Origin of the sequence: Pseudomonas sp. Root71 (assembly GCF_001429045.1) — a bacterium.
Taxonomy (GTDB): Bacteria; Pseudomonadota; Gammaproteobacteria; order Pseudomonadales; family Pseudomonadaceae; genus Aquipseudomonas; species Aquipseudomonas monachiensis.
The window spans coordinates 300,431-327,425 of the sequence record NZ_LMHY01000012.1; the positions used below are offsets into that span (position 1 = coordinate 300,431).

The 26,995-nt window shown below is 59.7% G+C and carries 27 protein-coding genes; 9 read left to right on the plus strand and 18 right to left on the minus strand.

Annotated features, from left to right (window positions below):
- Nucleotides 1-77: 77 nt before the first annotated feature.
- The 5 genes from ASD95_RS11415 to ASD95_RS11435 all read left to right on the plus strand — a co-directional run bounded on the left by ASD95_RS11415 (nucleotide 78) and on the right by ASD95_RS11435 (nucleotide 2,774).
- Nucleotides 78-794, plus strand: coding sequence for an FKBP-type peptidyl-prolyl cis-trans isomerase (locus ASD95_RS11415; protein ID WP_056721763.1), 717 nt, complete (start codon nucleotides 78-80; stop codon nucleotides 792-794).
- A gap of 292 nt (nucleotides 795-1,086) precedes the next feature.
- Nucleotides 1,087-1,542 carry a YkvA family protein gene (locus ASD95_RS11420; RefSeq protein WP_056721765.1) on the plus strand — a complete coding sequence of 152 codons (456 nt, stop codon included), beginning with the start codon at nucleotides 1,087-1,089 and terminating at the stop codon, nucleotides 1,540-1,542.
- A gap of 114 nt (nucleotides 1,543-1,656) precedes the next feature.
- Nucleotides 1,657-1,998 carry a helix-turn-helix domain-containing protein gene (locus ASD95_RS11425; RefSeq protein WP_056722297.1) on the plus strand — a complete coding sequence of 114 codons (342 nt, stop codon included), beginning with the start codon at nucleotides 1,657-1,659 and terminating at the stop codon, nucleotides 1,996-1,998.
- A complete protein-coding gene (locus ASD95_RS11430; protein ID WP_007898892.1) occupies nucleotides 1,995-2,366 on the plus strand; it encodes a hypothetical protein in 372 nt (123 codons plus the stop codon). Before ASD95_RS11425 ends, ASD95_RS11430 begins: the two co-directional genes overlap by 4 nt.
- Nucleotides 2,367-2,774 carry a hypothetical protein gene (locus tag ASD95_RS11435; protein ID WP_056721766.1) on the plus strand — a complete coding sequence of 136 codons (408 nt, stop codon included), beginning with the start codon at nucleotides 2,367-2,369 and terminating at the stop codon, nucleotides 2,772-2,774. It begins immediately after the preceding gene.
- Between the two features lie 24 nt (nucleotides 2,775-2,798).
- Here ASD95_RS11435 and ASD95_RS11440 read toward each other — a convergent pair whose 3' ends face one another.
- Both ASD95_RS11440 and ASD95_RS11445 read right to left on the minus strand, forming a co-directional pair.
- Nucleotides 2,799-4,565, minus strand: a complete 1,767-nt coding sequence (locus ASD95_RS11440) for a bifunctional diguanylate cyclase/phosphodiesterase (RefSeq protein ID WP_056721768.1) — start codon at nucleotides 4,563-4,565, stop codon at nucleotides 2,799-2,801.
- A gap of 148 nt (nucleotides 4,566-4,713) precedes the next feature.
- Nucleotides 4,714-6,795 carry a carboxy terminal-processing peptidase gene (locus ASD95_RS11445; RefSeq protein ID WP_177336455.1) on the minus strand — a complete coding sequence of 694 codons (2,082 nt, stop codon included), beginning with the start codon at nucleotides 6,793-6,795 and terminating at the stop codon, nucleotides 4,714-4,716.
- A 138-nt stretch (nucleotides 6,796-6,933) separates the two neighbouring features.
- On the opposite strand from ASD95_RS11445, the gene ASD95_RS11450 reads away from it, so the two are divergent.
- On the plus strand, nucleotides 6,934-7,896 hold the full coding sequence (locus ASD95_RS11450; protein WP_056721772.1) for a zinc-binding dehydrogenase: 963 nt from the start codon (nucleotides 6,934-6,936) through the stop codon (nucleotides 7,894-7,896).
- A gap of 95 nt (nucleotides 7,897-7,991) precedes the next feature.
- Here ASD95_RS11450 and ASD95_RS11455 read toward each other — a convergent pair whose 3' ends face one another.
- The 6 genes from ASD95_RS11455 to ASD95_RS11480 all read right to left on the minus strand — a co-directional run bounded on the left by ASD95_RS11455 (nucleotide 7,992) and on the right by ASD95_RS11480 (nucleotide 13,301).
- The gene (locus tag ASD95_RS11455; protein WP_056721773.1) at nucleotides 7,992-8,645 is read right to left on the minus strand and encodes an HAD family hydrolase; all 654 of its coding nucleotides are present in this window, start codon (nucleotides 8,643-8,645) and stop codon (nucleotides 7,992-7,994) included.
- Between the two features lie 34 nt (nucleotides 8,646-8,679).
- On the minus strand, nucleotides 8,680-9,669 hold the full coding sequence (locus tag ASD95_RS11460; protein ID WP_056721775.1) for an ABC transporter ATP-binding protein: 990 nt from the start codon (nucleotides 9,667-9,669) through the stop codon (nucleotides 8,680-8,682).
- Complete coding sequence (locus ASD95_RS11465; RefSeq protein WP_056721777.1) at nucleotides 9,666-10,466, minus strand: ABC transporter permease; 801 nt, start codon at nucleotides 10,464-10,466, stop codon at nucleotides 9,666-9,668. The genes ASD95_RS11460 and ASD95_RS11465 overlap by 4 nt, the downstream gene beginning before the upstream one ends.
- Nucleotides 10,453-11,289, minus strand: coding sequence for an ABC transporter permease (locus ASD95_RS11470; RefSeq protein WP_162252402.1), 837 nt, complete (start codon nucleotides 11,287-11,289; stop codon nucleotides 10,453-10,455). Before ASD95_RS11470 ends, ASD95_RS11465 begins: the two co-directional genes overlap by 14 nt.
- 5 nt (nucleotides 11,290-11,294) lie before the next feature.
- Nucleotides 11,295-12,101, minus strand: coding sequence for an alkaline phosphatase family protein (locus tag ASD95_RS11475; RefSeq protein ID WP_056721781.1), 807 nt, complete (start codon nucleotides 12,099-12,101; stop codon nucleotides 11,295-11,297).
- A 132-nt stretch (nucleotides 12,102-12,233) separates the two neighbouring features.
- Entirely contained in the window at nucleotides 12,234-13,301 is a 1,068-nt protein-coding gene (locus ASD95_RS11480; RefSeq protein WP_056721783.1) for an ABC transporter substrate-binding protein, read from the minus strand.
- Between the two features lie 375 nt (nucleotides 13,302-13,676).
- Here ASD95_RS11480 and ASD95_RS11485 point away from each other — a divergent pair, with 375 nt between their 5' ends.
- Nucleotides 13,677-14,390 (plus strand): UTRA domain-containing protein, encoded by a 714-nt coding sequence (locus ASD95_RS11485; protein WP_056721785.1) that lies wholly within the window; start codon nucleotides 13,677-13,679, stop codon nucleotides 14,388-14,390.
- A gap of 77 nt (nucleotides 14,391-14,467) precedes the next feature.
- Here ASD95_RS11485 and ASD95_RS11490 read toward each other — a convergent pair whose 3' ends face one another.
- The 7 genes from ASD95_RS11490 to minC all read right to left on the minus strand — a co-directional run bounded on the left by ASD95_RS11490 (nucleotide 14,468) and on the right by minC (nucleotide 21,202).
- Nucleotides 14,468-16,573 carry a mechanosensitive ion channel family protein gene (locus ASD95_RS11490; RefSeq protein WP_263291791.1) on the minus strand — a complete coding sequence of 702 codons (2,106 nt, stop codon included), beginning with the start codon at nucleotides 16,571-16,573 and terminating at the stop codon, nucleotides 14,468-14,470.
- Nucleotides 16,574-16,699: 126 nt separating this feature from the next.
- Nucleotides 16,700-16,990, minus strand: a complete 291-nt coding sequence (locus ASD95_RS11495) for a hypothetical protein (protein ID WP_056721789.1) — start codon at nucleotides 16,988-16,990, stop codon at nucleotides 16,700-16,702.
- A 52-nt stretch (nucleotides 16,991-17,042) separates the two neighbouring features.
- Nucleotides 17,043-18,332, minus strand: coding sequence for a M18 family aminopeptidase (locus ASD95_RS11500; protein WP_056721791.1), 1,290 nt, complete (start codon nucleotides 18,330-18,332; stop codon nucleotides 17,043-17,045).
- A gap of 132 nt (nucleotides 18,333-18,464) precedes the next feature.
- Entirely contained in the window at nucleotides 18,465-19,100 is a 636-nt protein-coding gene (locus ASD95_RS11505; protein WP_046037585.1) for an RluA family pseudouridine synthase, read from the minus strand.
- Nucleotides 19,101-19,191: 91 nt separating this feature from the next.
- Entirely contained in the window at nucleotides 19,192-19,446 is a 255-nt protein-coding gene (gene minE / locus ASD95_RS11510) for a cell division topological specificity factor MinE (protein WP_007974947.1), read from the minus strand.
- Nucleotides 19,447-19,449: 3 nt separating this feature from the next.
- A complete protein-coding gene (gene minD, locus ASD95_RS11515) occupies nucleotides 19,450-20,262 on the minus strand; it encodes a septum site-determining protein MinD (protein ID WP_007974946.1) in 813 nt (270 codons plus the stop codon).
- A 202-nt stretch (nucleotides 20,263-20,464) separates the two neighbouring features.
- Entirely contained in the window at nucleotides 20,465-21,202 is a 738-nt protein-coding gene (gene minC / locus ASD95_RS11520) for a septum site-determining protein MinC (protein WP_056722299.1), read from the minus strand.
- Nucleotides 21,203-21,320: 118 nt separating this feature from the next.
- On the opposite strand from minC, the gene ASD95_RS11525 reads away from it, so the two are divergent.
- The gene (locus tag ASD95_RS11525) at nucleotides 21,321-22,253 is read left to right on the plus strand and encodes a lipid A biosynthesis lauroyl acyltransferase (protein WP_056721793.1); all 933 of its coding nucleotides are present in this window, start codon (nucleotides 21,321-21,323) and stop codon (nucleotides 22,251-22,253) included.
- A 34-nt stretch (nucleotides 22,254-22,287) separates the two neighbouring features.
- The gene (locus tag ASD95_RS11530) at nucleotides 22,288-23,460 is read left to right on the plus strand and encodes a patatin-like phospholipase family protein (RefSeq protein ID WP_056721794.1); all 1,173 of its coding nucleotides are present in this window, start codon (nucleotides 22,288-22,290) and stop codon (nucleotides 23,458-23,460) included.
- Between the two features lie 118 nt (nucleotides 23,461-23,578).
- Here the strand turns inward: ASD95_RS11530 and ASD95_RS11535 are convergent, their stop codons facing one another.
- The 3 genes from ASD95_RS11535 to ASD95_RS11545 form a co-directional block, all read right to left on the minus strand.
- The gene (locus tag ASD95_RS11535) at nucleotides 23,579-24,364 is read right to left on the minus strand and encodes an outer membrane protein OmpK (protein WP_056721796.1); all 786 of its coding nucleotides are present in this window, start codon (nucleotides 24,362-24,364) and stop codon (nucleotides 23,579-23,581) included.
- Nucleotides 24,365-24,741: 377 nt separating this feature from the next.
- Nucleotides 24,742-25,527: a DUF5020 family protein gene (locus tag ASD95_RS11540; protein WP_056721798.1), complete on the minus strand. Its 786-nt coding sequence runs from the start codon at nucleotides 25,525-25,527 to the stop codon at nucleotides 24,742-24,744.
- An 87-nt stretch (nucleotides 25,528-25,614) separates the two neighbouring features.
- Entirely contained in the window at nucleotides 25,615-26,973 is a 1,359-nt protein-coding gene (locus ASD95_RS11545) for a nucleobase:cation symporter-2 family protein (RefSeq protein ID WP_056721801.1), read from the minus strand.
- Between the last annotated feature and the right edge of the window lie 22 nt (nucleotides 26,974-26,995).

The window sequence follows — 26,995 nt, forward strand, 5'->3', positions numbered from 1 at the left end:
TAGCCATTGGTCGTGGCGGCCTGATAAGCTCGCGGCTTTACTCGATTGCCCTTTAGGCGCATGAACAAGGAAATAGCATGAAACAGCATCGGTTGGCGGCGGCGGTAGCCCTGGTTGGCCTGGTACTTGCGGGTTGTGATTCGCAGACCAGCGTAGAGCTGAAAACTCCGGCGCAAAAAGCTTCCTACGGCATTGGCCTGAACATGGGCAAGAGCCTGGCTCAGGAAGGCATGGATGACCTGGATTCCAAGGCTGTAGCCCAGGGCATCGAAGACGCCGTCGGCAAGAAAGAGCAGAAGCTCAAAGACGAAGAACTGGTCGAGGCATTCGCCGCGCTGCAAAAGCGTGCCGAAGAGCGCATGGCCAAGATGAGCGAAGAGTCGGCCGCTGCCGGCAAGAAGTTCCTCGAGGAAAACGCCAAGAAACCTGGCGTGACCACCACCGCTTCGGGCTTACAGTACGAAGTCGTGCAGAAAGCCGATGGCCCTCAGCCAAAGCCGACTGATGTAGTGACCGTTCACTACACCGGCAAGCTGACCAATGGCACCGTATTCGACAGCTCCGTCGAGCGCGGCAGCCCGATCGATCTGCCGGTCAGCGGTGTGATCCCGGGTTGGGTCGAAGGCTTGCAACTGATGCACGTTGGCGAGAAGTACAAGCTGTACATCCCTGCTGACCTGGCTTACGGCGCTCAAAGCCCAAGCCCGGCGATTCCAGCCAACTCGGTGCTGGTATTCGACCTGGAACTGCTGGCCATCAAGGATCCGGCAAAAGAAGACGCCGCTGCCAAGTAACCAGCGCCTGCTTCGATAACAACGCCTCGCTCATGCGGGGCGTTGTTGCATCTGGCGTTCGGCAGGGGTAAACAAATCGAACAGACGCTCTAGGCCGGAGTCTCAGGCATAGTGGTGTTGGCGGTAGTCGCACAAGGCCGCCAAGTCAATGAAATTATGGGTTTTTTTTGATGAGTAAAAAACGCCCGATCTGAACGCAGGCCTTGTAACACGGGGCTTACAGCGGCGAAAAGCTGCTCTGTTCACAAGGTTATCCACAATTTGTGTGGATAACATTTCAACGGGAGGAATGATGAAAGCACCCTGGAATTTCGCTCGTTTCCTGCCTCTGGCCGGACGCCTGCTGGCACGGGGTCGATTGCCGAGCCTGTTGTTCGCGGTCGCCAGCAAAGGCGTAAGCCAGGGCAACCGGTTGGGCAAGATCAAGGACGACTTGAAGCTGTTGCAGGCACTCTGCCTGGCCTACTGGCGTGGTGAGTATCGCGCTATCAGCCCCAAGGCGCTGGTTTCGGTGGTCGCGGGCCTGATGTACTTCCTCAGCCCGGTGGATGCGATTCCGGATTTCATTCCATTGTTTGGCATGTTCGATGACATCGCAGTACTGGCATGGCTGATGAAAGTGCTCGACGACGAGCTCAATGCCTTCCGCACCTGGCGCAAGCGGCAGGTGCCGGAGAAGCTCGCGGTGGTTGAGCGTCTGCCTGCTACCCCCGAGCAACTTCAACTTCAAGGCCCGAAAAAACACTGAGTCGATTTCGGCCTGTTCACAGATTGATGTCCCCCGCGACCTTGGCCGCTGTTAGGATTACACTTCTAGGGAAAAGTACTGACTCGCTAAGTGTTGTTGTCCTACGGGGTAGTGATGGATATTCAGATAATTACACGCGAAGGCGAGCCCGAATATGCGGTTCTGCCATGGGCTCAGTATCAGGCGTTACTGAAAGCAGCGGGTATCAAGGAGCAAGCGTCGCCTCAAGCCACGAAGCCTCAGGCGGCAACACCAGACACGATTCTTCCGGGTCTGGATCAACTACGCAGTTTGCGCGAGGGGAAGGGCATCGCCATCGAGGCGTTGGCCCGCACGGTAGGCATCAGCCCGTCTTACCTGGCCATGATCGAAAGCGGCGAGCGTCTGCCCGACGCTGCGATTCGCCGCAGCCTGGCCTGGGAATTGACGGTGCCAGGGTGGAGGGATGAATCGTGAGCGTACGCATCAGTCGTCAACATTGGGACGGGTTGCTCGGCGAACTGGATCAGGCGCGTCGCCAGCGCCATCTGTTGACGTATCGAGCATTGCTGGAGCGTTTGCAGCTGCCGACCCCGGCCATGCAAACCCTGACGGCGGCCCTTGAGCATCTGGCGGCCCTGGATGCCAGGGCGGAGCAGCCATTGCGCAGTTCACTGGTGATCAGTCAGGGTGCCAGCCGCTTGCCGCGCACCGGATTCTTTGAATGTGTCGAGCGTCTCGGGCGTTTCTCCGGGCCGTCGGACGGCGTTGCCGCCGCGTCCTGGCATGCTTCGGAAGTGGTGCGGGTGTTCGAGTACGAATACCCGGAATCGGCCGAGGCCTGAGTGTTCTTGCAACTCAAGGCGCGGGCCGGTTACTGGCTCGCGCGCCGATTGTTTCACTGGTCATGGTTTGTCCGTCAGCCACGAGGCTGGCGCTGGCTCGAAGGTCAGTTCGCACGCATGGCCAACCTGGGCAATGTCGGCGCCCAGAGCTTCTATGGGCACATCCTGGCGTTTCGCGGCGTCGGCCTCGGTGCCCGTGAGGAGGGCGTGCGTTTGTTGCGCCTGGCGGCGTTGGCGGGCGATGCCAAGGCGGCGTATCAAGTGGGCGTGATCACCTTGGCCGGGACAGCGAGCAAGGCTCCGGATCCGGTTGAGGCCGCACGGTTCTGGGAGATAGCGGCGAAGGCCGGGCATCCGTTGGCGCCGATCAAGCTCGAAGAGCTGAAGTCTTCCTCGGCGCCTCGTTGATTGGACTGATGCCGGAAAGCTCCCTTATCGATGCCCGGAAACCACCAGGCTATCAATCACATGCACGCTATAGCCCTGCACGTTCTTCGCATGGTGCTTGGCCTGTGATGCCATTTCCGCCAGCTGGCTCGCATCGAGTTGTCCACAGGCCTGTGGATGCAAATGCACCACGCCGATCGACAGTGACAACAACGCAAACTCCTGGCGCTGACCCTGGCGATTGGGTGCGATGAAGCAGCCGGCTTCCAGGTGTTCGCTGCGGTAGAAGCGCCGACACTGGCTCTGGAAGTCGTCGAGCAACTGGTTCAAGCGTTTGCGCCAGTCTTGCGGACCGAGCACCAGCAGGAAATCATCACCGCCGATATGGCCGACAAAGTCGCGGGAAGGGTCGACGCGATCATTCAGGCATTGCGCCAGGCACAGCAGGACTTCGTCCCCACGGCCGTAGCCGTAGATGTCGTTGAAGGGTTTGAAACTGTCGATGTCGACATAGCAGATCACCGACTCCCGTTGCTGTTGCAGCAGTCGCGACAGGCATTGCTGGATCGGTACGTTGCCCGGCAGCAGGGTCAGCGGGTTGGCGTAACGGGCTTGCTGGATCTTCAGTTCGGTAATCAGTTTAAGTACGTCGATCACTCGGCCCAGTCCCAGGTAACCACCGTTGAGGGTGATGATGAAGTCTTCTTCGATGCGCTGCCGCGCGCGGCTGGTGATCAGGCGACTCACTTGTTGCAACGATTGGCTCATCTCGACGGCAAGGAAGTCATCACTCATTAAACGGCTGATCGGCTTGCGGGCGAACAGGTCGGTGGCAAAAGGCTTGAGCAGTGCATCGGAGAGCGAATGCCGGTGGACGATGCCACAGGGCTGGCCTTGCTCGTCGAGTACCGCCAGGGAGTTCAGGTTGGCCTGGCGGCGAAAGGCTTCCAGTACCGTGGCGGTCGGTGTATCGCGGGCCACTGCCGGTTGGTCGTTGAGCAAAGCGCTGAGGTCGCTGACTTCATCATTTAACGCCACCGCTGTGCTTTCCCGTTTGGGCATCAGGGCCCGGGCATCACGAGGTGGATGTTCCTGGGGGCGGCAGAGCAGATAACCCTGAACCAGATCGACACCCATCTCGGTCAACACCGCGAGTTCTTCCGGCAGCTCGATACCTTCTGCGATCACTTGTGCCCGCGAGGCCTTGGCAATTTGCAGGATCGAGCCGACGAATTCGCGCTTGAGGGCGTCCTGGTGAATGCCGTCGATGAAGTGTCGATCAATCTTCACGTAGTCCGGACGCAATTCAGACCACAGCCGCAAACTCGAATAGCCTGCGCCCAGATCATCCAGAGCAATGGAAAACCCCATCGCTCGATAGTGATGCAGAGCGGTTTGCAGCAGCTCGAAATCGTCGGTCGGGGTTTGTTCGGTCAGTTCGATCACCACCTGACTCGGCGGTATGCCGAAATCCTGCAACAGTTGCAGGGTGCGCCCGGGTTGGTGGGCGGCTTCGAGCAGGGATTCAGGGGAAACGTTGAGGAACAGTTTGCCGGGCAGTTGCTGATCATTGAAGCGTCGGCAGGCGCTTTGACGGCAAGCGATTTCCAGCTCGCTCAAGCGGCCGGCCTGACGGGCCACGGCGAACAGTGCGAGAGGGGAGTGCAGCGGACTGTTGGAGGGCCCACGACTAAGGGCTTCGTAACCGACAATACGTCGCTCAGAGAGGGAAATGATCGGCTGGAACAGACTGTGCAAACCGCTTTGAGCCAGTATGGAACTCAAGGCACTCAGCTGTTCTGTGGTGGTCATGGCTTTCTCTGGCGATAAAAAAAGGACTGGGAGCACTCTCTTGGATGAAGAGGGCTCCCAGTCCTTTATTTCACGACAGAATGATGACTGTTTGATGACGCTCCGGGGAGCGTCAGCATTAAATTGCCATCATCTTGCTTGTAACAACTTAGTGCTTGGCTACCGCGGTATTGAGTTTCAAGTAGTCCAACAGAATCCGCCCGGTCTCGCTCAGATAAGCATCGTCTTCTGGTTTGGTCTTGTCTGGCTCGGCCGCGATGGCGTCTTCGTCTTCTTTCTTCAGCTCTTTGAGCGGCTCTTCACCCTTGGCCTTGCGACGGATGTTTTCCATGACAAGTTGCTTGGCTTCGATATCGGCGTGTTGGGCACGACGGTCGGCTTCATTGAGGCTGACGGTTTTTTCCGCCATCAGTTTCTGCGCCAGGGCCAGTTTGTCGCGGATGAACACGAACTCCGCGTCTTTGGCCGAGCGTACGTCATGCTCGGATTTGAGCTGCGAAATGTACGGCTTGAACGGATCAACCGCAGGCTTGATGGCCGCGCGGATGGTGTCCCACGGCATGGCTTCAGGCAGTGCGCTTTCGCCGATTTCCTTGGTGTCGATGATCGACGGGTAATCAATGTCCGGCAGTACGCCCTGATGCTGGGTGCTCTGGCCGGAAACCCGGTAGAACTTGGCCAGGGTCAGTTTCAGTTCGCCATGGTTCAGCGGCTGAATGGTCTGCACGGTGCCTTTACCGAAGGTCTGGCCGCCGATGATCAACGCACGGTGATAGTCCTGCATGGCGCCGGCAAAAATCTCCGAAGCCGAGGCAGACAAGCGGTTGACCAGCAACGCCATCGGCCCTTTGTAGAAGGCGCCCGGGTTTTCATCTTCCAGCACATCGACCCGGCCATCGGCATTACGCACGAGAACGGTCGGACCTTTGTCGATGAACAGACTGGTCAGCTCGGTGGCTTCCTGCAGGGAGCCGCCGCCGTTGTTGCGCAGGTCGATGACCACGCCATCGACTTTGTCTTTCTGCAACTCGGTCAGCAGTTTCTTGACGTCGCGAGTGGTGCTCTTGTAGTCCGGATCGCCAGCACGGAAAGCCTTGAAGTCCAGGTAGAAGGCCGGGATCTCGATGACGCCGAGCTTGTAGTCCTTGCCGTCCTGTTTCAGGTTGAGGACCGACTTTTTCACCGCCTGGTCTTCAAGCTTCACCGCTTCGCGGGTGATCGGGACGACCTTGCTGGTCTGGTCGTTCGGCGCATTGCTGGCCGGGATCACTTCCAGGCGCACCACGGTGCCTTTCGGCCCACGGATCAACTTGACCACTTCGTCCAGGCGCCAGCCGACCACGTCGACCATTTCTTTGTTGCCCTGGGCAACGCCGATGATCTTGTCAGCCGGTGCGACTTGTTTGGTCTTGTCGGCCGGGCCTGCTGGCACCAGACGCACGACTTTCACCTGGTCGTTGTCGCTCTGCAACACGGCGCCAATGCCCTCGAGGGACAGGCTCATGTTGATGTCGAAGTTCTCCGCGTTATCCGGCGACAGATAGTTGGTGTGCGGGTCGTAAGACATGGCGAAGGTATTGATGTACGCCTGGAAGATGTCTTCCGCACGGGTCTGGTCCAGACGCGCCAGTTGATTCTTGTAACGCTTGGTCAGGGTTTCCTGAATCTGCTTGGAGTCCTTGCCCGCGATCTTCTGCCGCAAGACTTCGTCCTTGACGCGTTTACGCCACAGGTCGTCGAGTTCTGCGGTGTTCTTGAGCCAAGGGGCGTCCTTGCGATCGATCAGCAAGGTTTCCTTGGCGGTGAAGTCGATCTTGTCGACGCCTTTGTTCAACTCGGCAAGGGCGAAGTCCAGACGCGCTTTGACGCGGTCCAGGTAGCGCTTGTAGATGGTGAACCCGGCGTTCAGGTCGCCGCTTTTGAGGAAGTCGTCAAACTGGGTTTTCCACTTGTCGAATTCGGCAATGTCGCTGGCCATGAAGTAGCTGCGCGACGGGTCCAGCAGCTTGAGGTAGCTGTCATAGATGATCACGGAGCGCGCGTCATCGAGCGGCGGCTTGCTGTAGTGATGGCGCTTGAGCAACTCGACGACGTTCAGGCTGGCGATCACTTCGTCACGATCGGGTTGAAGCTTGTCCCAGCTATTGGCTGCGAATGTATTGCTCGACATCGGCAGCAAGCCGATACCGATGAACAAGGCGAGGGCAGTGCTGGGGAACAGATGCTTCATGCTGATTCGACGCGGGGACAATTGATAACGCATATTAGGCCGTCTTTGAAGTCGCCGGTTCTTTGGGAGCCGGTCGCATAATGCAAAAAGCCCGGCGCTATAGCTTCGGGCTCAGTCCAGACTCACTATGGAGGCACTGTGAAAGCATTGCAAGGCGTTGACGGTCAAGTGGTGTGGGTTGATGAGCCGAGTCCTACATGCGATGTAGGGCAAGTTCGCATCCGAGTGTCGGCAGCAGGTCTCAATCGCGCCGATTTATTGCAGAAAGCCGGCCTTTACCCGCCGCCACCGGGGGCCAGTCAAGTGCTCGGTCTAGAGTGCTCGGGGGTCATCAGCGAGGTTGGCGCAGGGTCCTCCTGGCAGGTTGGCGATCGGGTTTGCGCCTTGCTGGCCGGGGGCGGGATGGCTGAAGAGGTGGTTGTCGACGGGCGGCATGTGCTGCCGGTTCCGGACGGAATGTCACTGGTCGAAGCAGCTGCTTTGCCCGAAGTTTATGCAACAGTCTGGCTGAATTTGTTTCAACTGGCTGCGCTCAAACCGGGTCAGAAAGTGCTTCTGCATGCCGGGGCAAGTGGAATCGGTTCAGCGGCCATTCAGCTGTGCAAGGCGTTCGGTAATCCGTGCTGGGTCAGCGTCGGCTCCGCCGAGCGACTGGCGTATTGCGAAGCGCTCGGTGCCCAGGGCGGCGTGGTGCGTAATGGCGATCTGGAGAGCCTGCGGGATCTGGGGCCGTTCGACGTGATTCTCGACCCGGTGGGCGGTAATTACGCGGCTTTGAACCTCAAGCTGCTGGCCCAGGATGGCCGTTGGGTGTTGATCGGTCTGATGGGTGGCCGTGAGGCCAAGCTGGATCTGGCTCAGGTATTGGCCAAGCGTGTGCAGTTGCTGGGTTCGACACTGCGCAGTCGTGATGATCAGTTCAAGGCAGATCTGTTCAGTGATTTGAGCCAGCACGTGTGGCCGTTGTTCGCCGAAGGGCGGTTGAGTCCGCAGCTGGCCAGGGCATTCCCGATCAAGGATGCCGAGGCGGCGTTTGCCGAGCTGGCGAGTAATACCGTGGCGGGGAAGGTGGTGTTGGTGATTGATGAAAGCCTGAGCTGATATCGGGTTGGCTTTGAAAAGATCGCAGCCTGCGGCAGCTCCTACAGGGGTTCGCATTCCCATGTAGGAGCTGCCGCAGGCTGCGATCTTTCCGGTTACTTCCAGAGATGGATCGGCCAGCCAGCCTTTTCAGCGTGTTCAAGCAACACCGGATCCGGGTTGACCACGTGGGGGTAATCCACTTTCAGCAACAGCGGCAAGTCATTGCGCGAGTCGGAATAGAAACTCGCGCCTTCGAGGTTTTCCTCTTCCGCATCCAGCCACTCCAGCAAGCGGGTGATCTTGCCTTCGCGGTAGGTCAGGGTGCCAACGGTATGGCCGCTGTAAACGCCATGAGCCACTTCCAGTTCGATGCCGAGAATCTCGTCGATGCCCAGGCGCTCGGCAATGGGGCCGACCAGGTGGGTGCCCGAGGCCGAGATCACCAGGATCCGGTCGCCGGCCTTGCGATGGGCGGCGATGGTCTTGGTGGCGTCACTGAAAATGATCGGCTCGATGCAGTCTTCCACCCATGGGCCAACCAGGTGCGCGACCTCTTCAGGTGTACGACCAATCAAGGGTTCCAGGCTGAAGGCCATGTAGTCTTCCATGGCCAGATGGCCCCTTCCGTAGGCATCCATCAACTCCTTGTCGCGACGCAGGAACGATTCGCCATCGACCCAGCCGAGGCGGACCATTTGCTCGCTCCACAGTGAGGCGCAGTCGCCGTGGATCAGGGTTTCGTCCAGATCAAAAATTGCCAGGGCCATCAGTGCAGTTCTCTCTTCAGCGTCAGCAAAGGCATCAGGCTACCTCACACAGGGCCGTCGGATCGATGGAAAGCGCCAGGCGCTGACCATCGGGATGCAGGTCGGCCGCCGAGCGGTTCAGCACATCCACCACCAATTCCACGCCCCGGGCCTCGACCCGGTAGCGAATCACGTTGCCCAGCAAGCTGTGGCTGCGTACCTGCGCGTCCAGTTCGCCATTGAGGCTCAGTTCGATGGCTTCCGGGCGAATGGCGATGCGCTTGCTGATCGGACGCTGCAGCAGCTTCGAGGCGCTGTCGGCATCCAGCAGGTTGTAGTTGCCGATGAAACCGGCGGCGAACACATCCACCGGTGCGGTGTAGAGGGTTTCGGCGTCGCCGCTTTGTACGATTTTTCCCTGATTCATCAGGAAAATCCGGTCAGACATGGTCAGGGCTTCTTCCTGATCGTGTGTGACGAAAATCGTGGTCAGACCCAGTTCGCGCTGGATCTGGCGAATCTGTTCACGTAGATGCTTGCGAATGCGCGCATCCAGGGCCGACAACGGCTCGTCGAGCAGCAACAGGCGTGGCCGGGTCACCAGGGAGCGGGCGAGGGCAACGCGCTGGCACTGCCCTCCCGAGAGCTGATGCGGGTAACGCGCGGCAAAGTCATTGAGCTCCACCAGTTTCAGCACTTCGGCGACGCGTTTGCGGCTGTCATCGGCATTGACCTTTTGCATGCGCAGGCCGAAGGCGACGTTTTGTTCCACGGTCATGTTGGGGAACAGCGCATAACTCTGGAACACCATGCCGATCCCGCGTTTCTGCGGGCTCGCCGGCACGATGTCCTGGCCGTCGAGCAGGATTTTGCCACCATCCACGGAGGTCAGGCCGGCGATGCAGCGCAGCAGGGTGGATTTGCCGCAACCGGACGGGCCGAGCAGGGTGACGAACTCGCCTTTCTGGATTTCGCAATTGATGTCGCTGAACACCGTGGTTCCGGCGAAGCTTTTCTGAAGATGTTGGACGCTGACATAGCTCATTCGCTTTTGTCCCTGTTCAAGATATTGGCAATCCAGGTCAGAACCAGCACAAAGAAGAAGTAGGAAATCACCAGCGCACTGGTGAAATGACCGCTGCTGTTGCGCATGTTGTTGAGATAGACCTGCAGGGTTTCGTAGCGGGTACCGACCAGGATGTTGGCGAACACGAACTCACCGAACAGGAACGAGAACGACAGCAGCAACGCCACCATCAGGCCCTTGCGCAGGTTCGGCAGTACCACCAGGAGCGCCGCTTGAAAGGTGCTGGCGCCGAGCAACTGGGCGGCGTCCATCAAGTCGCGCAGGTTGATCGCTTGCAGGTTGTTGGTGATAGCCCGGTACATGAACGGCAGCGCCACGGTGAAGTAGCAACCGATCAGGATCCACGGCGTCCCGACCATGGCGAACGGTCCGGAACCGTAGAGCTGCAACAGCCCTACCGACGACACCACCGGTGGCACTGCGAAGGGCAGCAGGATCAGGATGTTCATCAACGCGTCGAGTTTCGGGAAGTGGTAATGCACCACGAACAGCAGCGGCAGAATCAGCACCACCGAAAGAATCAACGAACCGACGCAGACCAGCAACGATTGCCCGAACGCATTCAGGAAGCGCGGATCGCTCCACAACTGGATGTACCACTTGAGGGTGAAACCGCTGGGCAGAATGGTCGCCGACCAACTGCTGGCGATCGAGTAGATCAGCGTGCCGGCCAGCGGCAACAGCAGGATGGCAAACAGCAGGTACACCACGACGCGGTGGTAGACACCGACGGGCCCCAGTTCAACGCGAGACATGGTAGCTCCTCTTCAGCAGCAACTGATGCACGATGGTCACCAGGGTCATCAAGGCCACCAGCACTACGGCCAGGGCGCTGGCCAGGTTCGGGTCCAGGGAAATGTCACCGGACACCATTGCCGCGATGCGGATCGGCAGCACGTTGAAATTGCCGGTGGTCAGGGCGTACACCGTGGCGTAGGCACCGAGGGCGTTTGCCAGCAGGATCACGAAGGTGCCCAGCAGTGCTGGCGTCAACACCGGCAGGCCGATGTGCCGCCAGTACTGCCAACCGTCGGCGCCGAGCAGTGAAGCCGACTCGCGCCAGTCTTCGCGCAGCGCATCGAAGGCCGGGTACAGCAGCAGCACGCCGAGGGGAATCTGGAAGTAGGTGTAGAGAATGATCAACCCGGTTTTCGAGTACAGGTTGAAATCCTGAATGATGCCGGCCTGCTTGAGCATGATGGTGAAGCTGCCGTTGAAGCCGAGCAAAATGATGAATGCGAAGGCCAGGGGGACACCGGCGAAGTTGCTGGTCATGTTGGCGAAGGCGTTGACGAAGTTGCGCAGTTTCGAATCGACCCGGCGCAGGGAGTAGGCGCCCAGTATGGCGATGATGATCCCGAACACGCTGGACCAGAAGCTGATCTCAAGGCTGTACTGGATGGCTTGCAGGTAAAACTTCGAGCTGAAGATTTTGCTGAAGTTGGCCAGGCCCCAGCCGAATTCTTCCGATTGCAGGCTGTTGATCATCACCCAGGTCAGCGGTGCGATCTCGAATACGATGAAGAACAGCGCGAACGGGACCAGGCATAAGGCTGCCAGCCATTTACTGCGGGTCATGGCATTCACTTCAACAGCTCCCGACAGACCGGTTTGTCGTGGGGGACGCCGAGCAACTCACAGACAGTGCCGCAGATTTCGGTCTGTTTCGGCGCGGCACCGGCGTCGAGGCTGAATGCGTCACCGAGCACGAACAGCGGCACCTCACGTTCTTCCGGCAGCAGGCCGTTGTGGGAGCGGTCGTTGTTCATGCCGTGGTCCGCGGTGACCAGCACCTGGTAACCGGCATCGAGCCAGCCTTGCAGGTAGTCGGCCAGGATGATGTCGGCCGAGCGGGCGCTGTTGCGGTACTGCGGGGTGTCGAGGCCGTGCTTGTGCCCGGCATCGTCGATGTTCATCGGGTGGATCAACAGGAAGTTCGGCGCATGACGCAGGCGCAGGTTTTCGGCGTCGGCGAACAGGTGCGAATCCGGATAGTGATCGTTCCAGTAGAAATGCCCGTGCTGGATCGGCAGTTGCGGGTCATCGGTGTGACGGTCCCGGGCCGCGACGAAGGGCGAACGGTTGTACAGCTCGCTGACCCAGTGATAGGCCGCCGCAGCAGTGACAAGGCCTGCGTCGGTGGCGTAGTGATAGATGCTGCGCTGGTTGGACAGGCGCGAGACATTGTTATGGACGATGCCGCTGTCGATGGGCGCAACGCCGGTCAGGATGCATTCGTACAGCGGGCGGGACAGGGACGGCAACTCGCACTCCAGTCTGTAGAGTGCGGCGCGTCCGGCGCCGACGTACGCCTGCAGGTGCCCCATGGCGTGGCGGGCAACCTGGTGGTTGAGGCCGTCGAGCACGACAAGGATGACGTTGTGTTTCATAGGGGCGATGACTCCGAAATCAAATCTGATCAGATCGTCGTAGGAGCTGGCGAAGCCTGCGATCTTTGGACCTTGCCTATGAAAAGCAAAATCAAAAGATCGCAGCCTGCGGCAGCTCCTACAGATGCAGCATTACTGCATATTGATGATGACTTCTTCCTGCCACTTCTGAGGAAGGGCCTTGGAGGTTTTTTCCCAGGCGTCCGCGTCCTTGATCGGCGTAACCTTCTTGTACTGCTCGTTAGGCAGCAGCTTGGCCTGCACCTCGGCTGGCAGGGTCAGGTGGTCGGCGCGGATCGGCCGGGCGTTGCCCTTGGCCAGGTTGATCTGGCCCGCGTCGCTGAAGATGTATTCGCGGGTCAGCTTGGCGGCGTTCGGGTTTTTCGCGTACTTGTTGATGATGGTGGTGTAGCCGGAGATCACCGAGCCGTCGGACGGGATCAGCACCACGTAGTCATCTGGATTGGCCATCTTGGCCTTGTAGCTCAGGCCGTTGAAGTCCCAGACCACGCCGACTTCGATTTCGCCTTTTTCCATGGCACCAATGACCGGGTTGGACATCGACAGGCGACCCTGCTTGGCGATGTCGGCGAACAGATCCAGGGCAGGCTTGAGGTTTTTCTCGTCGCCACCATTGGCCAGAGCCGCGGCCAGTACGCCGTTCGCAGCCTGGGCAGCAGTGCTCACGTCGCCGATGGAAACCTTGTACTTGCCGGTCTTGAGGTCAGCCCACTTGGTCGGCACTTCGGAACCGTGCAGCAACTTCTTGTTGACGATGAAAGCGATGGTGCCGGTGTAAGCCAGTGCCCAGTTGCCGTCCTTGTCCTTAGCCCAGGCTGGAATCTGATCCCAGGTCGAAGGCTTGTAAGGCTGGACCACGCCTTGCTTGACCGCGATCGGGCCGAACGCTGCACCGACGTCGCCGATGTCGGCGCTGGCGTTGTCTTTTTCCGCGGCGAACTTGGCGATTTCCTGGGCCGAGCTCATGTCGGTGTCGATGTGCTTGAGGCCGTACTTGTCGCTCAGGTCTTTCCAGGTGCCGGCCCAGTTGGCCCAGTCATTGGGCATGCCGACGCTGTTGACGGCGCCTTCCGCTTTTGCGGCGGCTTCGAGGGTTTTCAAATCGGTGTCGGCCGCCATGGCGGCGGTGCACATAGCGATGGTCGAGCCTAACAGTGATGCCAGGAAAAGCTTTTTCATTCCGAAGCTCCTTGGGTCGTGTTCTACGCTGCGATTGCGATTGCGATTGCGGTTGTGTTGGTCTAGGTCAGCAATACCTGAGCCAATTTAAGGGGGCTGGATGACACTTTGATGTCGTTCGTCGCCCGGAATGTCTTTTTGTTCAGCGGTATCGCGACTGGCCTGCTAAGCGTAGACCATGGTCAAGGCCCCGGAGGGAAAGGGGCTTGGCCGATGAATTGCAGGTTGTTGAGGCCAGAGAATGGCGACCGTTGGGCGGCTTTGTCACATCTTGGTCATCTGCGCTGCCTACGCTTGCAGGACTATTGAATGAGCCGGTTTACGCTGTGGTTCAGCCCTGAAATGGTGCTGGTCTAGTCCAGAAAGGAAACGTTGATGCGTGAAGAGGCAACAAAAGCGGTAACAGCCATCGGCCAGGTGCTTCAGGAGCAGATCGACCATGGACTGTTGACCCCGGGCAGCAAATTGCCGGCCGAGCGCAAGCTCAGTGAATTGTTCGGTACCACGCGGATCACTTTGCGTGAAGCGTTGTTGCAGTTGGAGTCACAGGGGCAGATTTATCGCGAGGAGCGTCGCGGCTGGTTCGTCTCGCCGCCGCGCCTGGCCTACAACCTCATGCAGCGCAGCCACTTTCACGCGATGGTCAGCGCCCAAGGGCGAGTGCCGTCCACCGAGGTGATTTCGGCGCGATTGCAACCGGCATCGGCGGCGGTGTGTGCCTGGCTGCAATTGCCGGCGCTGTCGAGCGTGATTCAGATCTGCCGCGCACGGCGGATCGACGGGCGACTGGTGCTGTATGTGGAGCACTATCTGAACCCGCAGTACTTTCCCGGGATACTCGATTTCGATTTGAATCAGTCGATCACCGAACTGTATGCGCGGCATTACGACCTGCACTACGGGCGGGTGCGCTTCGAAATTGTGCCCACGGCGTTGTCGGTGGATGCGGCGGCAGCGTTAAAGGTGTCAACAGGCAGCCCGGGCTTGCGGATTGCCCGGGTCAACTATGACCAGCATGAGCGGCTGATCGATTGTGATCTGGAGTTCTGGCGGCATGATGCGATTCATGTGGGGGTGGATGTTGTCTGACGCTGCCTTTGTAGGAGCTGCCGCAGGCTGCGATCCTTTAAAGGCCAAAATCAAAAGATCGCAGCATGCGGCAGCTCCTACTCCTGCGGGCCACCGCCGGCGGTAATCACCTGAATGCTCATCCGCGGTGTCGCCAGATCCAGTCCGGCTTCATCCATGTGTCGCTTGAGTGACAGGTTGAACGCTCGCGACACTTCCCACTGCTTGATCGGCGCAGTCTTGAACCGGGCGCGCAGGATGGCGTTGCCCGATTCGAAGCTTTCCACCCCCTGGAACTCCAGCGGCGACCAGATATTGCGTCGTTGTAGCGGATCGGTGCGCATTTTCTGGCCGACTTCGCGCATCAGTTTGATGGCGTTGTCGATGTCCATGTTGGCCGGCACCGCTACCCGGAAGATGGCGTAGCCGAATTCACGGGAGTAGTTCTTGATGCTTTTGATTTCACTGAACGGAATGGTGTGGACGATGCCGTCGATGTCCCGCAGGCGCACGGTGCGGATGGTCAGCCCTTCGACCGTACCGAGGTGGCCGCCGACATCCACGTAGTCGTCGATGGCCAGGGAGTCTTCGATGATGATGAACAACCCGGTAATCAGGTCGGCTACCAGCGACTGCGCACCAAAACCGATGGCCAGGCCGATCACGCCGGCACCGGCCAGCAGGGGGGTGACGTTCATGCCCATGTTCGCCAGGGCGACAATCAGCGCGATGATAAAAATCGCTATGAACAGCACATTGCGGATCAGCGGCATCATCGTCTGCGCGCGGGCATTGGCCAGGCCTTTGCGCGAGCGGGTCAGCGCGTGATGCACCGCGGTATCGCTGAGAATCCAGATCAGCCAGGCGAACAGCAATGTGCCGGCGAGGCTGAACAGTTTGACACTGACTTCGTGGCCGTCGCCTTCGGTAAAGCGGATCAATGACATGCCCCAGACCCGCAGGCCAAGTTCGATAAAGGCCAGCCACACCAACAGGTGAACAATGGTGTAGAAGAAGTTTTTCAGCCGTTCCGAATACACCGCGTAGCGCCGGATACCGCGTTGGGGTTTGAGGCCTTGGCGGCGTACCAGGCCGTTGATGACCATACACAGCACCAGCAAGACGGTGCAGATCAGCGACTGGCGCAGGGCGGTGCTGGTGTCGCCGGCGGAAATGAACGTCGCGAACAGGGAGATTGCCACCAGTACCAGTGCCGGTACGTACCAGAAGGTGCCAAGAATCGACAGTGTGTCGTTGAGCGCACGGCGGGTCAGGCGCCGGGACAGCGGCTGGTTGCGGATCAGGTGGGCGATCGGCCGGCGGAAGCGCAGGATGAAGCGCCCCGTGGAAAGCGCGGCCAGGACATTGGCAACAGTCGCGGCAGTATGGGCCAGATGGCTGCCGAGGCTGGCGACCAGCTGCGGATCGCTCAGGGCTTCGCCAAATGCGGCGAAGCTGCCGATCAGCCACAGCGGCCGAAACGCCTGGTGCCGCAGTATGTACAGGGCGCGGTGGCGGTGTGGGCCATCGAGCAGGGAAAAGGCAATCACGCAGATGGCCGAGAAGCAGGTGCCGACCACCAGTGCATAGGCCAGCACCATCGCCAGGCTCTTGCCCAGGGACGAGGGCAGGGCGTAGCTCATGTAGACCGTGATCACCAGGGCAATCAGCCATGGCCCGAGTTTGCGCAGGGCAAAACGCAGCATGTCCAGGGCCCGGGGGTGCTGTGGCAGTTCTTCGGTCAGGCCGAAACGCATCCGCACGCGGTGGCTGATCCAGATCAGCGCGGCGGCCAGCAGGCTCCAGACCATCAGGATCATGGCGAAGGCGAACAGCATGGGCAGCCATTCATTGGCCGGCAGCGCCAGCGCCGCCAGTTCTTCCCTGGCCTGATCGAGCTCACTGGACCAGCGCGTGAGCGGACTGTCGTCGCCGGTAAATTTCTTCTCGATAGTGGTCAGGGTTCCGCCAATCAGGCCCAGCACGCCTTCTTCGGTAATCGGCTGGGCCTGTTTGGTGGTGTCGCGGAGCTTTTTCAGGTCGGCCAGCAGCTTGCTGCGTTGCTGGTCGTTTTCCAGCGACTTGATCACTTCGTCCAGGGATTGCCCCAGCGGTTCCTGTGCTTCGGGCTGGGCCTTGGCCTGGTTGGTGAGCAGGCCCGGCAGGCCGGCGGCCTGGGCAGGCGCCACTGACAGCAGCGTCATCAGGCAGGCAAGGAAAAAACAAGGGAGAGCAAAAAGACGAGCGAACACTAGGCGGTCAACCTCGCAGGGAGCGGATCGACCGAGTGTACGAGCCCGTCAAAATCAATGCGAGCCAGGGACGATGAATTATTCGTTGAGTTTGGCGAGGATCTTGATCACCACGGTCGCGAGAATGGTCAGCATGCCGATCCACATGGCAAACACGCCGGCATTTTTATCGCGAAAGTTGAAGCCGACGGCCAGCAGGAGCATCCCGGCAAGAATCGGAATCAGCATGGCGTGGAAGGTAGACATCGAAATCATGGAGACAGCCTTGTCGTAGGGATACTTGAAGTCTAGGCCGCTTTTGATGCGGCTGGTGTGATGTGTGTAGGAGCTGCCGAAGGCTGCGATCCTTTGATCTTCGGCGACAATCATGGCGTCAAAATCAGAATCAAAAGATCGCAGCCTGCGGCAGCTCCTACCGGCGTTACGGCAATTCGCGGCAGGTGTAGAACGCGCTCAGCACCTTGACCAGATGCGCCAGGTCATGGCTGCCGCACAGCTCGCGGATCGAGTGCATGGCGAACGTCGGCAGGCCGATGTCCACGGTGCGCACGCCCAGGTGGCTGGCGGTGATCGGGCCGATGGTCGAACCACAGCCCATGTCGCTGCGCACCACGAAGCTCTGCACCGGCACTTCTTCAGCCATGCACAGGTGGCGGAAGAACCCGGCGGTTTCGCTGTTGGTGGCGTAGCGCTGGTTGCTGTTGACCTTGATCACCGGGCCGGCGTTGAGTTTCGGGCCGTGGTTGGCATCGTGCTTGTCGGCGTAGTTCGGATGCACGCCGTGGGCGTTGTCAGCCGAAACCAGCAGGGATTTCTGGATGGTGCGTACGAATTCATCACCTTCAGGCAACAGGCGTCGCAAGGTTTGCTCAAGCATCGGGCCGTCGGCACCACAGGCCGAGCAGGAACCGACTTCTTCGTGGTCGTTGCAAACCAGCACGCAGGTTTCGTCGGTGTCGGTCGTCAGCAGCGCTTGCAGGCCGGCGTAGCACGACAGCAGGTTGTCCAGACGCGCGCCGGCGATGAAATCGCCATGCAGGCCAATGACCGCCGCGCTTTGGGTGTCGTAGAAACTCAGCTCGTAATCGAGCACCACGTCGGCATTCAGGCCGTGTTCGCGGGCGAGCTGGTCGGTGAGTACTGCGCGGAAGTCCACGCGCTCGTCACCGGCAAATTGCGCGAGGATCGGCGGCAGTTCGGTCTGGGCGTTGATGGCCCAGCCCATGTTGGCTTCACGATTGAGGTGAATCGCCAGGTTCGGAATGATCGCGACCGGTGCCTTGAAGTCGATCAATTGGCTTTCGACCTTGCCATCTCGACGGAAGGTTACGCGCCCCGCCAGGGACAGGTCACGGTCGAACCACGGCGCCAGCAGTGCGCCGCCATAGACTTCGACGCCCAGTTGCCAGAAGCCCTGGCGTTGCAGCTCCGGTTGCGGCTTGACGCGCAGGCACGGGCTGTCGGTGTGGGCGCCGACCAGGCGGATGCCGCCGTGCAGCGGTGAATGACGGCCCATCTTGATCGCGACAATCGAAGAGTCGTTGCGGGTGACGTAGTAGCGACCGTTGGCTTCGGTATTCCAGGGCTCACGCTCGTCGAGGCGTTGATAGCCCGCCGCTTCCAGACGTTGGACAAGGCTGGCGGTGGCATGGAACGGGGTGGGGGAGGCCTTGAGGAAATCGATCAGGCCTTGGTTCAACTCATCGCGCATAAAGTAGCTCCAGACAGCAGTGGCGCCAGTTTAACGTATTGGCCATGGAATTGGCGGTGGGCTGATGTTGGAGTGGACAGCGAAGATGAATGTGAAGGAGCACCCTGTGGGAGCAAGCCCGCTCCCACATTTTCAGAATGGTGCCGGGCACTCGAAGCGCAAGCGCTCGCCACTTTGCGGGTGGGTGAAGCTGAGCATGCTCGCGTGCAGGCACAATCGCGGCCAGGCCGCCAGCGCCTGCTCGTGGGCATAGAGCCCGTCACCCAGCAACGGATGGCCAATCGAGAGCATGTGCACGCGCAACTGGTGGGAACGGCCGGTAATCGGTGTCAGCTCGACGCGGCACCAGTCGCCGCAACGCTCGAGCACGCGCCAGAAAGTCAGCGCATGTTTGCCAAACTCATGGTCGACCACATGCCGAGGCTTTGTCGGCGGGTCGTAGCGCAACGGCAGGTCGATGCTGCCGCTGTCCAGTTCCGGCTGACCCCAGCACAGGGCGGTGTAGGCCTTTTCGGTTTCGCGGTCGTGAAATTGCCGGGACAGTTCGCGATGGGTATCCGGGTCGCGGGCCAGCAGGATGATGCCGGACGTCTCCCAGTCCAGCCGGTGGACGATTCGCGCTTCCGGGTAGCCGTTTTCCTGCAGGCGGGTAATCAGGCAGTCCTTGTTGTCATCGGCCCGGCCAGGGACAGAGAGCAACAGGGTCGGCTTGTTCACCACCAGTACGGCGGCATCCTGATGGATGATGTGGATATTGGACAACGGCATTAAAACAGCCTCGTAACAAACGCCAACGGCGGCTCAGGTCCCTTCCGGTTGCAGAAGGGGCCTGAGCCGCCGTGGCTCCTGGCGGATCGACTCAGCGATCTGGCAGGGTGATATTGAGTTCCAGAATCGAGCAGCTGCCCTGGCTTTCCAGTGCGACATGCACGTCATCGGACCCGATATTGACGTACTTGCGGATCACCTCGACCAGTTCCTTCTGCAAGGCTGGCAGGTAGTCCGGGGTACTGCGTTGGCCGCGTTCGTGCGCCACGATGATCTGTAGACGCTCTTTCGCTACCGACGCGGTGCTTTGCTTTTTGTTGGCACGAAAGAAGTCAAAAAGGTTCATTGCTTAGTTGCCTCCAAACAGGCGCTCGAAGAATCCCTTCTTCTGTACATCAAGGAATCGATGATCCACGGTCTTGCCCAGCAGGCGGTCAACGGTATCGCTGTAGGCCTGGCCGGCATCGCTCTGGTCGTCGAGAATCACCGGAACACCCTGGTTGGATGCCTTGAGCACCGCCTGGGATTCAGGGATCACGCCGAGCAGGGTCACCGAAAGGATCTCCTTGACGTCTTCTACGCCGAGCATTTCGCCTTTGCTCACACGTTCCGGGTGATAACGGGTAATCAGCAGGTGTTCCTTGATCGGGTCTTCGCCACGCTCGGCGCGACGGGACTTGCTGGCCAGCAGGCCAAGCATGCGGTCGGAGTCACGTACCGAGGAGACTTCCGGGTTGGTCACGACGATCGCTTCATCGGCGAAGTACATGGCCAGGTGGGCGCCTTTCTCGATGCCCGCCGGGGAGTCGCAGACCACGAACTCAAAGTCTTCCTTGAGTTGCATCAGGACTTTTTCCACGCCTTCGACGGTCAGCGCGTCTTTGTCGCGGGTCTGGCTGGCGGCCAGCACGTAGAGGTTTTCCAGGCGCTTGTCTTTGATCAGGGCCTGTTGCAGATTGGCTTCGCCGTTGACCACGTTGACGAAGTCATACACCACGCGACGCTCGCAACCCATGATCAGGTCGAGGTTACGCAGGCCCACGTCGAAGTCGACGATCACTGTTTTGTGGCCGCGCAGAGCGAGGCCGGTACCGATAGCGGCGCTGGTGGTGGTCTTACCCACACCACCCTTGCCGGATGTAACCACGAGAATCTTGGCCAAGGTGTTTCACCCCTAAGGAAGAAGGACTTTTCAGTCCCTGAAAAACATCTCCTGAAAAACTACTGCAGTCGGACAGCCTTGGCTGGAATCCGGTTTTGAGCGGCGTTTACCCCCGGTAAACACTGCTTTCGGCCTTTTTCCTACTTCGTTTGAGCCGTTTTCGCTACGTTTTAGAGATGCTTGGAAAATGCGGCAGTATCCGTTAAAGCCGAATGATGTTCAACACGTCGCCGGACAGGCTGACCTGCACACCCGAACCCCATAGAGGGTCGCGGCGCAGATCTTCGGAAACCTTGTAATGCCCGGCGATGGAAATCAGTTCAGCACTCATTTGCTGACAGAAAATCCGCGCCTTGGTGTCGCCCTTGACGCCGGCCAACACGCGACCACGCATCGGGCCGTATACATGGATGTTGCCATCGGCGAGAAGTTCCGCCCCCGGGCTCACCGAGGAGATCACCACCAGATCGCTGCCCTGGGCATAAATCTGCTGGCCACCACGTACTGGCGAGGTGATGATTTTCGTCGGCTTGATGGTCGGCTCGGGCGGTTTTTCCGGTTTTTTCTTCGGTTCGCCTTCGGTCAGGTCCAGTGGACGCTCCCGGGCGCCGGACGGTGGCAGCACCGGCAGGTCGACCGCGATGGCGGCGGCAATGTCTTCGATACGGCTGGCACGGATCGCCAGGGTACGCAGGCCATGCTGGCGGCAGACGCGCATCAGCCCTGGCAGATCGACCGCGCCTTCGTTGGCCGGGAGTTTGTCCAGGGCCAGTACCAGCGGCGCGTTGCTGAAGAAGTTCGGCGCCAGGGCGACCTTGGCGGCCAGTTGCCGATCAAGGCTTTCGAGGTCGTTACGGGCCAGCTCCAGCACCGTAATGGCCAGCATGCTGCCCTTCAACTGGAACACGGGATCTTGGTCTAGCGGTTCGGTTTGGCTCATGGTCGGCATACAACGACTTGTCACTAAAAGTGCCGAGACTTATAACGAGAACGCCCGCGGGCCGCAAGCCGGGTCGAACGATGTAGAATGCGCGGCCATTGTCATTCCGGAAGCATTAATGGACCGCCCGCGTTTTCGAAAAGCATTTCTATCTCCACGTTTCTGGCCGTTGTGGTGTGGCCTGGGGCTGTTGTGGCTGATCGTCCAGCTGCCGTATCCGGCACTGCTGTGGATTGGTCGTGTCCTGGGCGTCTTGATGTATCGGGTCGCCGGCGACAGACGGCGCATTGCCAAGCGCAACCTGGAACTGTGTTTTCCTGAAAAGACCGCCGCCGAACGCAAACGCCTGCTCAAGGAAAACTTCGCCTCCACCGGCATCGCTTTCTTTGAAATGGCGATGAGCTGGTGGTGGTCGCGCAAGCGCCTGGCGAGTCTCGCTCATATCGAAGGGCTGGAGCATTTGCAGCAGGCCCAGCGCGAAGGCAAGGGCGTGATCCTGATGGCCCTGCACTTCACGACGCTGGAAATCGGCGCGGCGTTGCTCGGTCAGCAGCACACTATCGACGGCATGTACCGCGAGCACAAGAATCCGCTGTTCGACTACATCCAGCGCCAGGGCCGCGAGCGGCACAACCTCGATTCGCTGGCGGTGGAACGCGAAGACGTGCGCGGCATGCTCAAGTTGCTGCGCTCGGGCCGGGCGATCTGGTACGCACCGGATCAGGACTACGGCGCCAAGCAAAGCATCTTCGTGCCGCTGTTCGGTATTCAGGCCGCGACCGTCACCGCCACGAGCAAGTTTGCGCGGCTGGGCAAGGCGCTGGTGGTGCCGTTCACCCAGGAGCGTCTGGCGGACGGCAGCGGATATCGCCTGGTGATCCATGCGCCGCTCGAAGGCTTCCCCGGCGAAACCGAAGAAGAGGATTGCCTGCGCATCAACCAATGGATCGAAAGCGTTCTGCGAGAGCATCCCGAGCAATACCTGTGGGCCCACCGCCGCTTCAAGAGCCGTCCACCGGGCGAGGCGAAGTTGTACGCCAAGCGCGGTTGAGTAACCGTTTTCCCAAGCACCATGGAGTGTTGCGATGAGTCCAGTTGAGCCGGTAACAGGGTTGATTCTTTCCGGTGGCGGGGCTCGGGCGGCCTATCAGGTCGGGGTGCTGGCGGCGATTGCCGAATTGCTGCCACCGGGGGCCCGCAATCCGTTTCCGGTGATTGTCGGCACCTCGGCGGGCGCGATCAACGCCGTCAGCCTCGCCAGCGGGGCAATGGACTTTCGTAACGCCATCGAACGCCTGACGGCCTTCTGGCAGGGCTTTCGCAGTCATCTGGTGTTGCGCAGCGACTGGCCCGGGGTGATCCGCCAGGCCAGTCGCTTTGTCAGCCACAGTTTGCTCGGTATTGGTGCCCAGGTGCCGGTGGCGCTGCTCAACAGTTCTCCGTTGCGCGATCTGCTCAACGACAAGCTGCATATGGGTGGCATCGCCGAAGCGATCGCGCAGAAGCAATTGCATGCGGTGGCGGTCACAGCTTTCGGCTATGAGTCCGGTCAGGCAGTCACCTTCTATGAGGGCGGCGGCAAGATCGATGCCTGGTTGCGCCATCGACGCATCGGCATTCCCACGCGGTTGTCCGTTGAACACCTGCTCGCCAGTTCGGCTATTCCGCTGCTGTTCGCCCCGGTGAAAATCGACGAAGAGTATTTCGGTGATGGCGCGGTGCGTCAGTCGGCGCCGATCAGTCCGGCGCTGCATCTGGGCGCCAGTCGGGTGCTGGTGGTGGGCGTCAGTGGCAACCCCCGCGGAGTCGACCCGCAACAACCCTTGTTGCGCAGCTACACCGGTCAGCAGCCGACCCTGGCGCAGATCGGCGGGCACATGCTCAACAGTACGTTCATTGACAGCCTGGAAAGCGATATCGAGCTGTTGCAGCGCCTGAACCAGTTCAGTCACCTGATGCCCGACGGCACGCCGACCCGTGCATTGGGCGTGGCACCGGTGGACGTATTGGTGATTTCACCGAGCCAGCCGATCGACGAGATTGCCGCGCGCCATCGCCAGGAATTGCCGGCGGCATTGCGCCTGTTTCTGCGCGGGCCGGGTGCGACCAAGACCAGCGGGGCGGGGGTGCTGAGTTACCTGCTGTTCGAGGCGGGGTATTGCAGCGAGTTGATCGAACTGGGGCGACGGGATGCGTTGGCCAAGCGCGGGGAATTGTGCCGGTTTCTGGGGTTGGAAGAGCCCGTGCTTTCGGTTTGAAACTTGTAGTGAGGCTTTCGCGAGCAGGCTCGCTCCCACGGGGATTTTCGTCGTATACAAAGTTTGTGTTCGACAAGGTTCCACTGTGGGAGCGAGCCTGCTCGCGAAGCTTCTTAAATCAGAAGTGAACCTTGACCAGGAAACTGGTCACACTCTGATCAGTCTTGAAGCCCTGGCTGTCTTCAATCCCGTACTTGTTTTTCCAGTAGTCATACTCGACACCCACGTACAGCTGCTTGGCACCCAGATTCAGCGCCTTGCCCAGGTCGTATTTGACCTGCGGGTTGAAGTGCAGGTTGGCGTGGTACTCGCCTTTGCTGTTGACGTCGTTGTCGACCACCCAATCCATGAAGCCGTCGATCAGCACGTCCGAGCCACCCACCGGAATGGTGTAGGACCAGACCGGCGAGACCTGCCAGATGTTGTCGCCCGGGCGGTCGCCTTCAGTGTGGCGGTTGTAGAAGTTCAGCTGGAAGTAATCGAAGCCCGGGATGGCCAGGTCGAAACCAGGGCCGATCAGGTAGGATTCGGTATCGTCTTCACCGAACTCGTAGGTCATGGCCAGCAGCACGTCCTTGATCGGGCCGAATTCGAACTTCTGGTCGAAGATCTTGTTGAACGACAGGCGCGGGCTGAGTTCGCCGTAATGGGTGTTCTCGCCCGCGAAGTGGTCTTCCTTGCCGTTGTAGAAGATTTTGTCGATGAAGAAGAAGTTGTCGCCGTACTTCCAGCCATCGGCGTGTTCGAAGGTCACCGTCTGCTGGATGCGCGGGTTGACCTGGAAGTCCTTGCCATAGAGGTAGGTCAGGCTGTTGGTCTGCCACTGCAGCAAATCGCCGGCCATGGCCTGGCCCCCGGCCAGCATCGATCCCGCCAGCATCAGGCTAGTGCACGTACGTTTCATTCGGTTGCTCCCAAAAAGTAGGTGGTTCCACGTTATTTTTTTAAGGTCGGCGCTCTGGTGTGGCGCCTTTTTCTGTAGCGGTAAAAAATCATCCATTCGGTCAGCTTTGATGCTGTTAGCAAGAGCTGGGCCAAGGCTTTCAGAAAGCAAAAAAACTCCCGTTCGGCGGCTCAAGAGCGGTCGATTGAGAGGGGTTTTGGAGTGCCTTGGTGCCTGCCAGAGCCGGGATAAGTTGGCTTTTTGGTCAGGTTTTAAATCCGGGCTTTTTTTTAAACCGGATTCGGGCGGCCGCGGAGAATACTGACTCCTCGGCCAGGTCTCAAGTGCTCCGCAACGGCGCACCGACGACAGGCTTGGGGCACGGTTGCGGGGCAGCATCAGAAATGCACCTTCACCAGCAGGCTGGTGGTGTTTTCGTTGGTGTCGAAGTTGGAGCTGTTTTCGATGCCGTACTTGTCTTTCCAGTAGCTGTATTCGACGCCGACGTATACCTGTTTTTCCCGCCAGCCCATGGCCTTGCCCAGGTCGTACTTGATTTGCGGGTTGAAGTGCAGGTTGGCGTGATAAGTGCCGTGCGAGTTCTGGTCGTTATCTACGACCCAGTCCATGTAGCCGTCGATCAGCAGGTTCGAGTTGCCCAATGGAAGGGTGTAGGACCAGGCCGGCGTGATCTGCCAGACGTCATCGCCGGGGCGCGAGCCTTCGGTCTGGCGGTAATAAAAGTTCAAGGTGAAGAAGTTGAAGCCTGGAACCGCGAGGTCGAAACCGGGCCCGATCAGGTAGGCCTCGGTGTCGTCTTCGCCGTTCTCGTAGGTCATGGCCAGCAACACGTCCTTGATCGGGCCGAATTCGAAACGGCGGTCGAGGATCTTGCCGAAAGACAGGCGCGGACTGAGCTCGCCGTAATAGGCATGAACGCCTTTGTTTCGGTCCTGCTCGCCGTTGTAGTAGGTGCTGTCGATGAACATGAAGTTGTCGCCGTATTTCCAGCGGTCGGCGTGCTCGAAAGTTATCGTCTGCTGGATGCGCGGGTTGACCACGAAATCCTTGCCATACAGGTAGCTCAGGCTGTTGGTCTGCCACAGCAGTAGATCGCCGGCCATGGCCTGGCTCGCGGCCAGCAGGCCAGCGCTCAACAGCAGGTTGGTTTGTGTCCGAATCATCTGTTGCTCCCTCTTGTTTTTATTTTTGAGGCGCAGGTTGTGGCCAGGGGGCTGGCCACAGGCAGGCCCCCTTGGTTATCCGTCAGATCAATGGGTGTGAGCGTGGCAGTCGTTGATGGCCGCGCGTTCGGCGCCACCAAGGATGTTGAACAGCAAGTTCAGCGTCAGCGCGCTGAGGGTGGCCATGGCGATGCCGCTGTGGGTGATCGGGCTCATCCACACGGGCAGGTGGGCGAAAAACTCCGGGCGTACAACCGGGATCAGCCCCATGCCGATGCTCACCGCCACCAGCAGTTGGTTGCGACGGTCACCGATGTCGGCTTCCTGGAGAATCTTGATCCCGGTGGCGGCGACCATGCCGAACATCGCAATTGCTGCGCCGCCCAGTACTGCCGGAGGAATCGACGCCACCAAAAAAGCGGCTTTGGGCAGCAGGCTCAACACGATCAGCAACCCGCCGGCAACGATGGTCACCGAACGGCAGCGCACGCCGGTCATTTGCACCAGGCCGATGTTCTGGGCGAAGGAGGAGTGGGTGAAGGTGTTGAAGAAACCGGCGAAGAACGAGGCGCCGGCATCGCACAGCAAGCCGCGACGCAACATCCGTGGGCAGACTTCCTGGCCGGTGATCTTGCCCAGCGCCAGAAACATCCCGGTGGACTCGACGAAAATGATCACCACCACCAGGCACATGGACAGGATCGGCGCGAGTTCGAATTTCGGCATGCCGAAGTGCAGCGGTGTGACGAATTGCAGCCATGGCGCCTGGGCCATGCCACTGAGGTCAACCATGCCGATCAGGCCGCAGAGCACGTAGCCCAGGCACATGCCGATCAGGACAGAGATGTTGACCCAGAAACCCCGCATGAAGCGATGCACCAACAAAATGGTACCCAGCACCAGTGCGGCGATGGCCAGATAGATCGGTGAACCGAATTGAGCGGCGCTGGCACCGCCGCCGGCCCAGTTCACGGCCACGGGGAACAGCGACAAACCGATCGAGGTGATGACCGTGCCGGTCACCAACGGCGGGAAGAAGCGCACGACCTTGGACATGAACGGGGCGATGAGCATGCCGAAGAACCCGGCGGCGATGGTCGCGCCGAAGATCCCTTGCAGGCCGATACCGGGCATGCCGGCCATGGCGACCATGCTGCCGACGGCGGCGAAGCTGGCGCCCATCATCACCGGCATGCGAATGCCCATGGGGCCGATGCCGAGGGACTGGACGATAGTGGCAATTCCCGCGACCAGCAGGTCGGCGTTGATCAGGAAGGCGATTTCTTCACGATTCAGGCCAGCGGCCTGTCCGATGATCAGCGGTACCGCGATGGCACCACCGTACATCAGCAGAACATGCTGCAAACCGACCAGGATCAGTTGCAAGAGGGGCAAACGCTGAATGGCGGGTGCGTCGGGGATGCGCGCTGCGGATAGCTCGGACATGCAACACCTCGGATCTTTTTAT

Excerpts from the sequence above, each read along its gene's own strand:
- ASD95_RS11505 (WP_046037585.1), bottom strand. The coding sequence starts at position 19,100 with ATGCCGTTGTCCAATATCCACATCATCCATCAGGATGCCGCCGTACTG.
- ASD95_RS11440 (WP_056721768.1), bottom strand. The coding sequence starts at position 4,565 with ATGACCACCACAGAACAGCTGAGTGCCTTGAGTTCCATACTGGCTCAA.
- ASD95_RS11530 (WP_056721794.1), top strand. The coding sequence starts at position 22,288 with ATGAGTCCAGTTGAGCCGGTAACAGGGTTGATTCTTTCCGGTGGCGGG.
- minC (WP_056722299.1), bottom strand. The coding sequence starts at position 21,202 with ATGAGCCAAACCGAACCGCTAGACCAAGATCCCGTGTTCCAGTTGAAG.
- ASD95_RS11475 (WP_056721781.1), bottom strand. The coding sequence starts at position 12,101 with ATGAAACACAACGTCATCCTTGTCGTGCTCGACGGCCTCAACCACCAG.
- ASD95_RS11425 (WP_056722297.1), top strand. The coding sequence starts at position 1,657 with ATGGATATTCAGATAATTACACGCGAAGGCGAGCCCGAATATGCGGTT.
- ASD95_RS11490 (WP_263291791.1), bottom strand. The coding sequence starts at position 16,573 with ATGACGCTGCTGTCAGTGGCGCCTGCCCAGGCCGCCGGCCTGCCGGGC.
- ASD95_RS11525 (WP_056721793.1), top strand. The coding sequence starts at position 21,321 with ATGGACCGCCCGCGTTTTCGAAAAGCATTTCTATCTCCACGTTTCTGG.
- ASD95_RS11545 (WP_056721801.1), bottom strand. The coding sequence starts at position 26,973 with ATGTCCGAGCTATCCGCAGCGCGCATCCCCGACGCACCCGCCATTCAG.
- ASD95_RS11415 (WP_056721763.1), top strand. The coding sequence starts at position 78 with ATGAAACAGCATCGGTTGGCGGCGGCGGTAGCCCTGGTTGGCCTGGTA.
- ASD95_RS11470 (WP_162252402.1), bottom strand. The coding sequence starts at position 11,289 with ATGACCCGCAGTAAATGGCTGGCAGCCTTATGCCTGGTCCCGTTCGCG.
- ASD95_RS11535 (WP_056721796.1), bottom strand. The coding sequence starts at position 24,364 with ATGAAACGTACGTGCACTAGCCTGATGCTGGCGGGATCGATGCTGGCC.
- ASD95_RS11420 (WP_056721765.1), top strand. The coding sequence starts at position 1,087 with ATGAAAGCACCCTGGAATTTCGCTCGTTTCCTGCCTCTGGCCGGACGC.
- ASD95_RS11480 (WP_056721783.1), bottom strand. The coding sequence starts at position 13,301 with ATGAAAAAGCTTTTCCTGGCATCACTGTTAGGCTCGACCATCGCTATG.
- ASD95_RS11455 (WP_056721773.1), bottom strand. The coding sequence starts at position 8,645 with ATGGCCCTGGCAATTTTTGATCTGGACGAAACCCTGATCCACGGCGAC.
- ASD95_RS11540 (WP_056721798.1), bottom strand. The coding sequence starts at position 25,527 with ATGATTCGGACACAAACCAACCTGCTGTTGAGCGCTGGCCTGCTGGCC.
- ASD95_RS11460 (WP_056721775.1), bottom strand. The coding sequence starts at position 9,669 with ATGAGCTATGTCAGCGTCCAACATCTTCAGAAAAGCTTCGCCGGAACC.
- ASD95_RS11500 (WP_056721791.1), bottom strand. The coding sequence starts at position 18,332 with ATGCGCGATGAGTTGAACCAAGGCCTGATCGATTTCCTCAAGGCCTCC.
- ASD95_RS11495 (WP_056721789.1), bottom strand. The coding sequence starts at position 16,990 with ATGATTGTCGCCGAAGATCAAAGGATCGCAGCCTTCGGCAGCTCCTAC.
- ASD95_RS11485 (WP_056721785.1), top strand. The coding sequence starts at position 13,677 with ATGCGTGAAGAGGCAACAAAAGCGGTAACAGCCATCGGCCAGGTGCTT.
- ASD95_RS11445 (WP_177336455.1), bottom strand. The coding sequence starts at position 6,795 with ATGAAGCATCTGTTCCCCAGCACTGCCCTCGCCTTGTTCATCGGTATC.
- ASD95_RS11465 (WP_056721777.1), bottom strand. The coding sequence starts at position 10,466 with ATGTCTCGCGTTGAACTGGGGCCCGTCGGTGTCTACCACCGCGTCGTG.
- minE (WP_007974947.1), bottom strand. The coding sequence starts at position 19,446 with ATGAACCTTTTTGACTTCTTTCGTGCCAACAAAAAGCAAAGCACCGCG.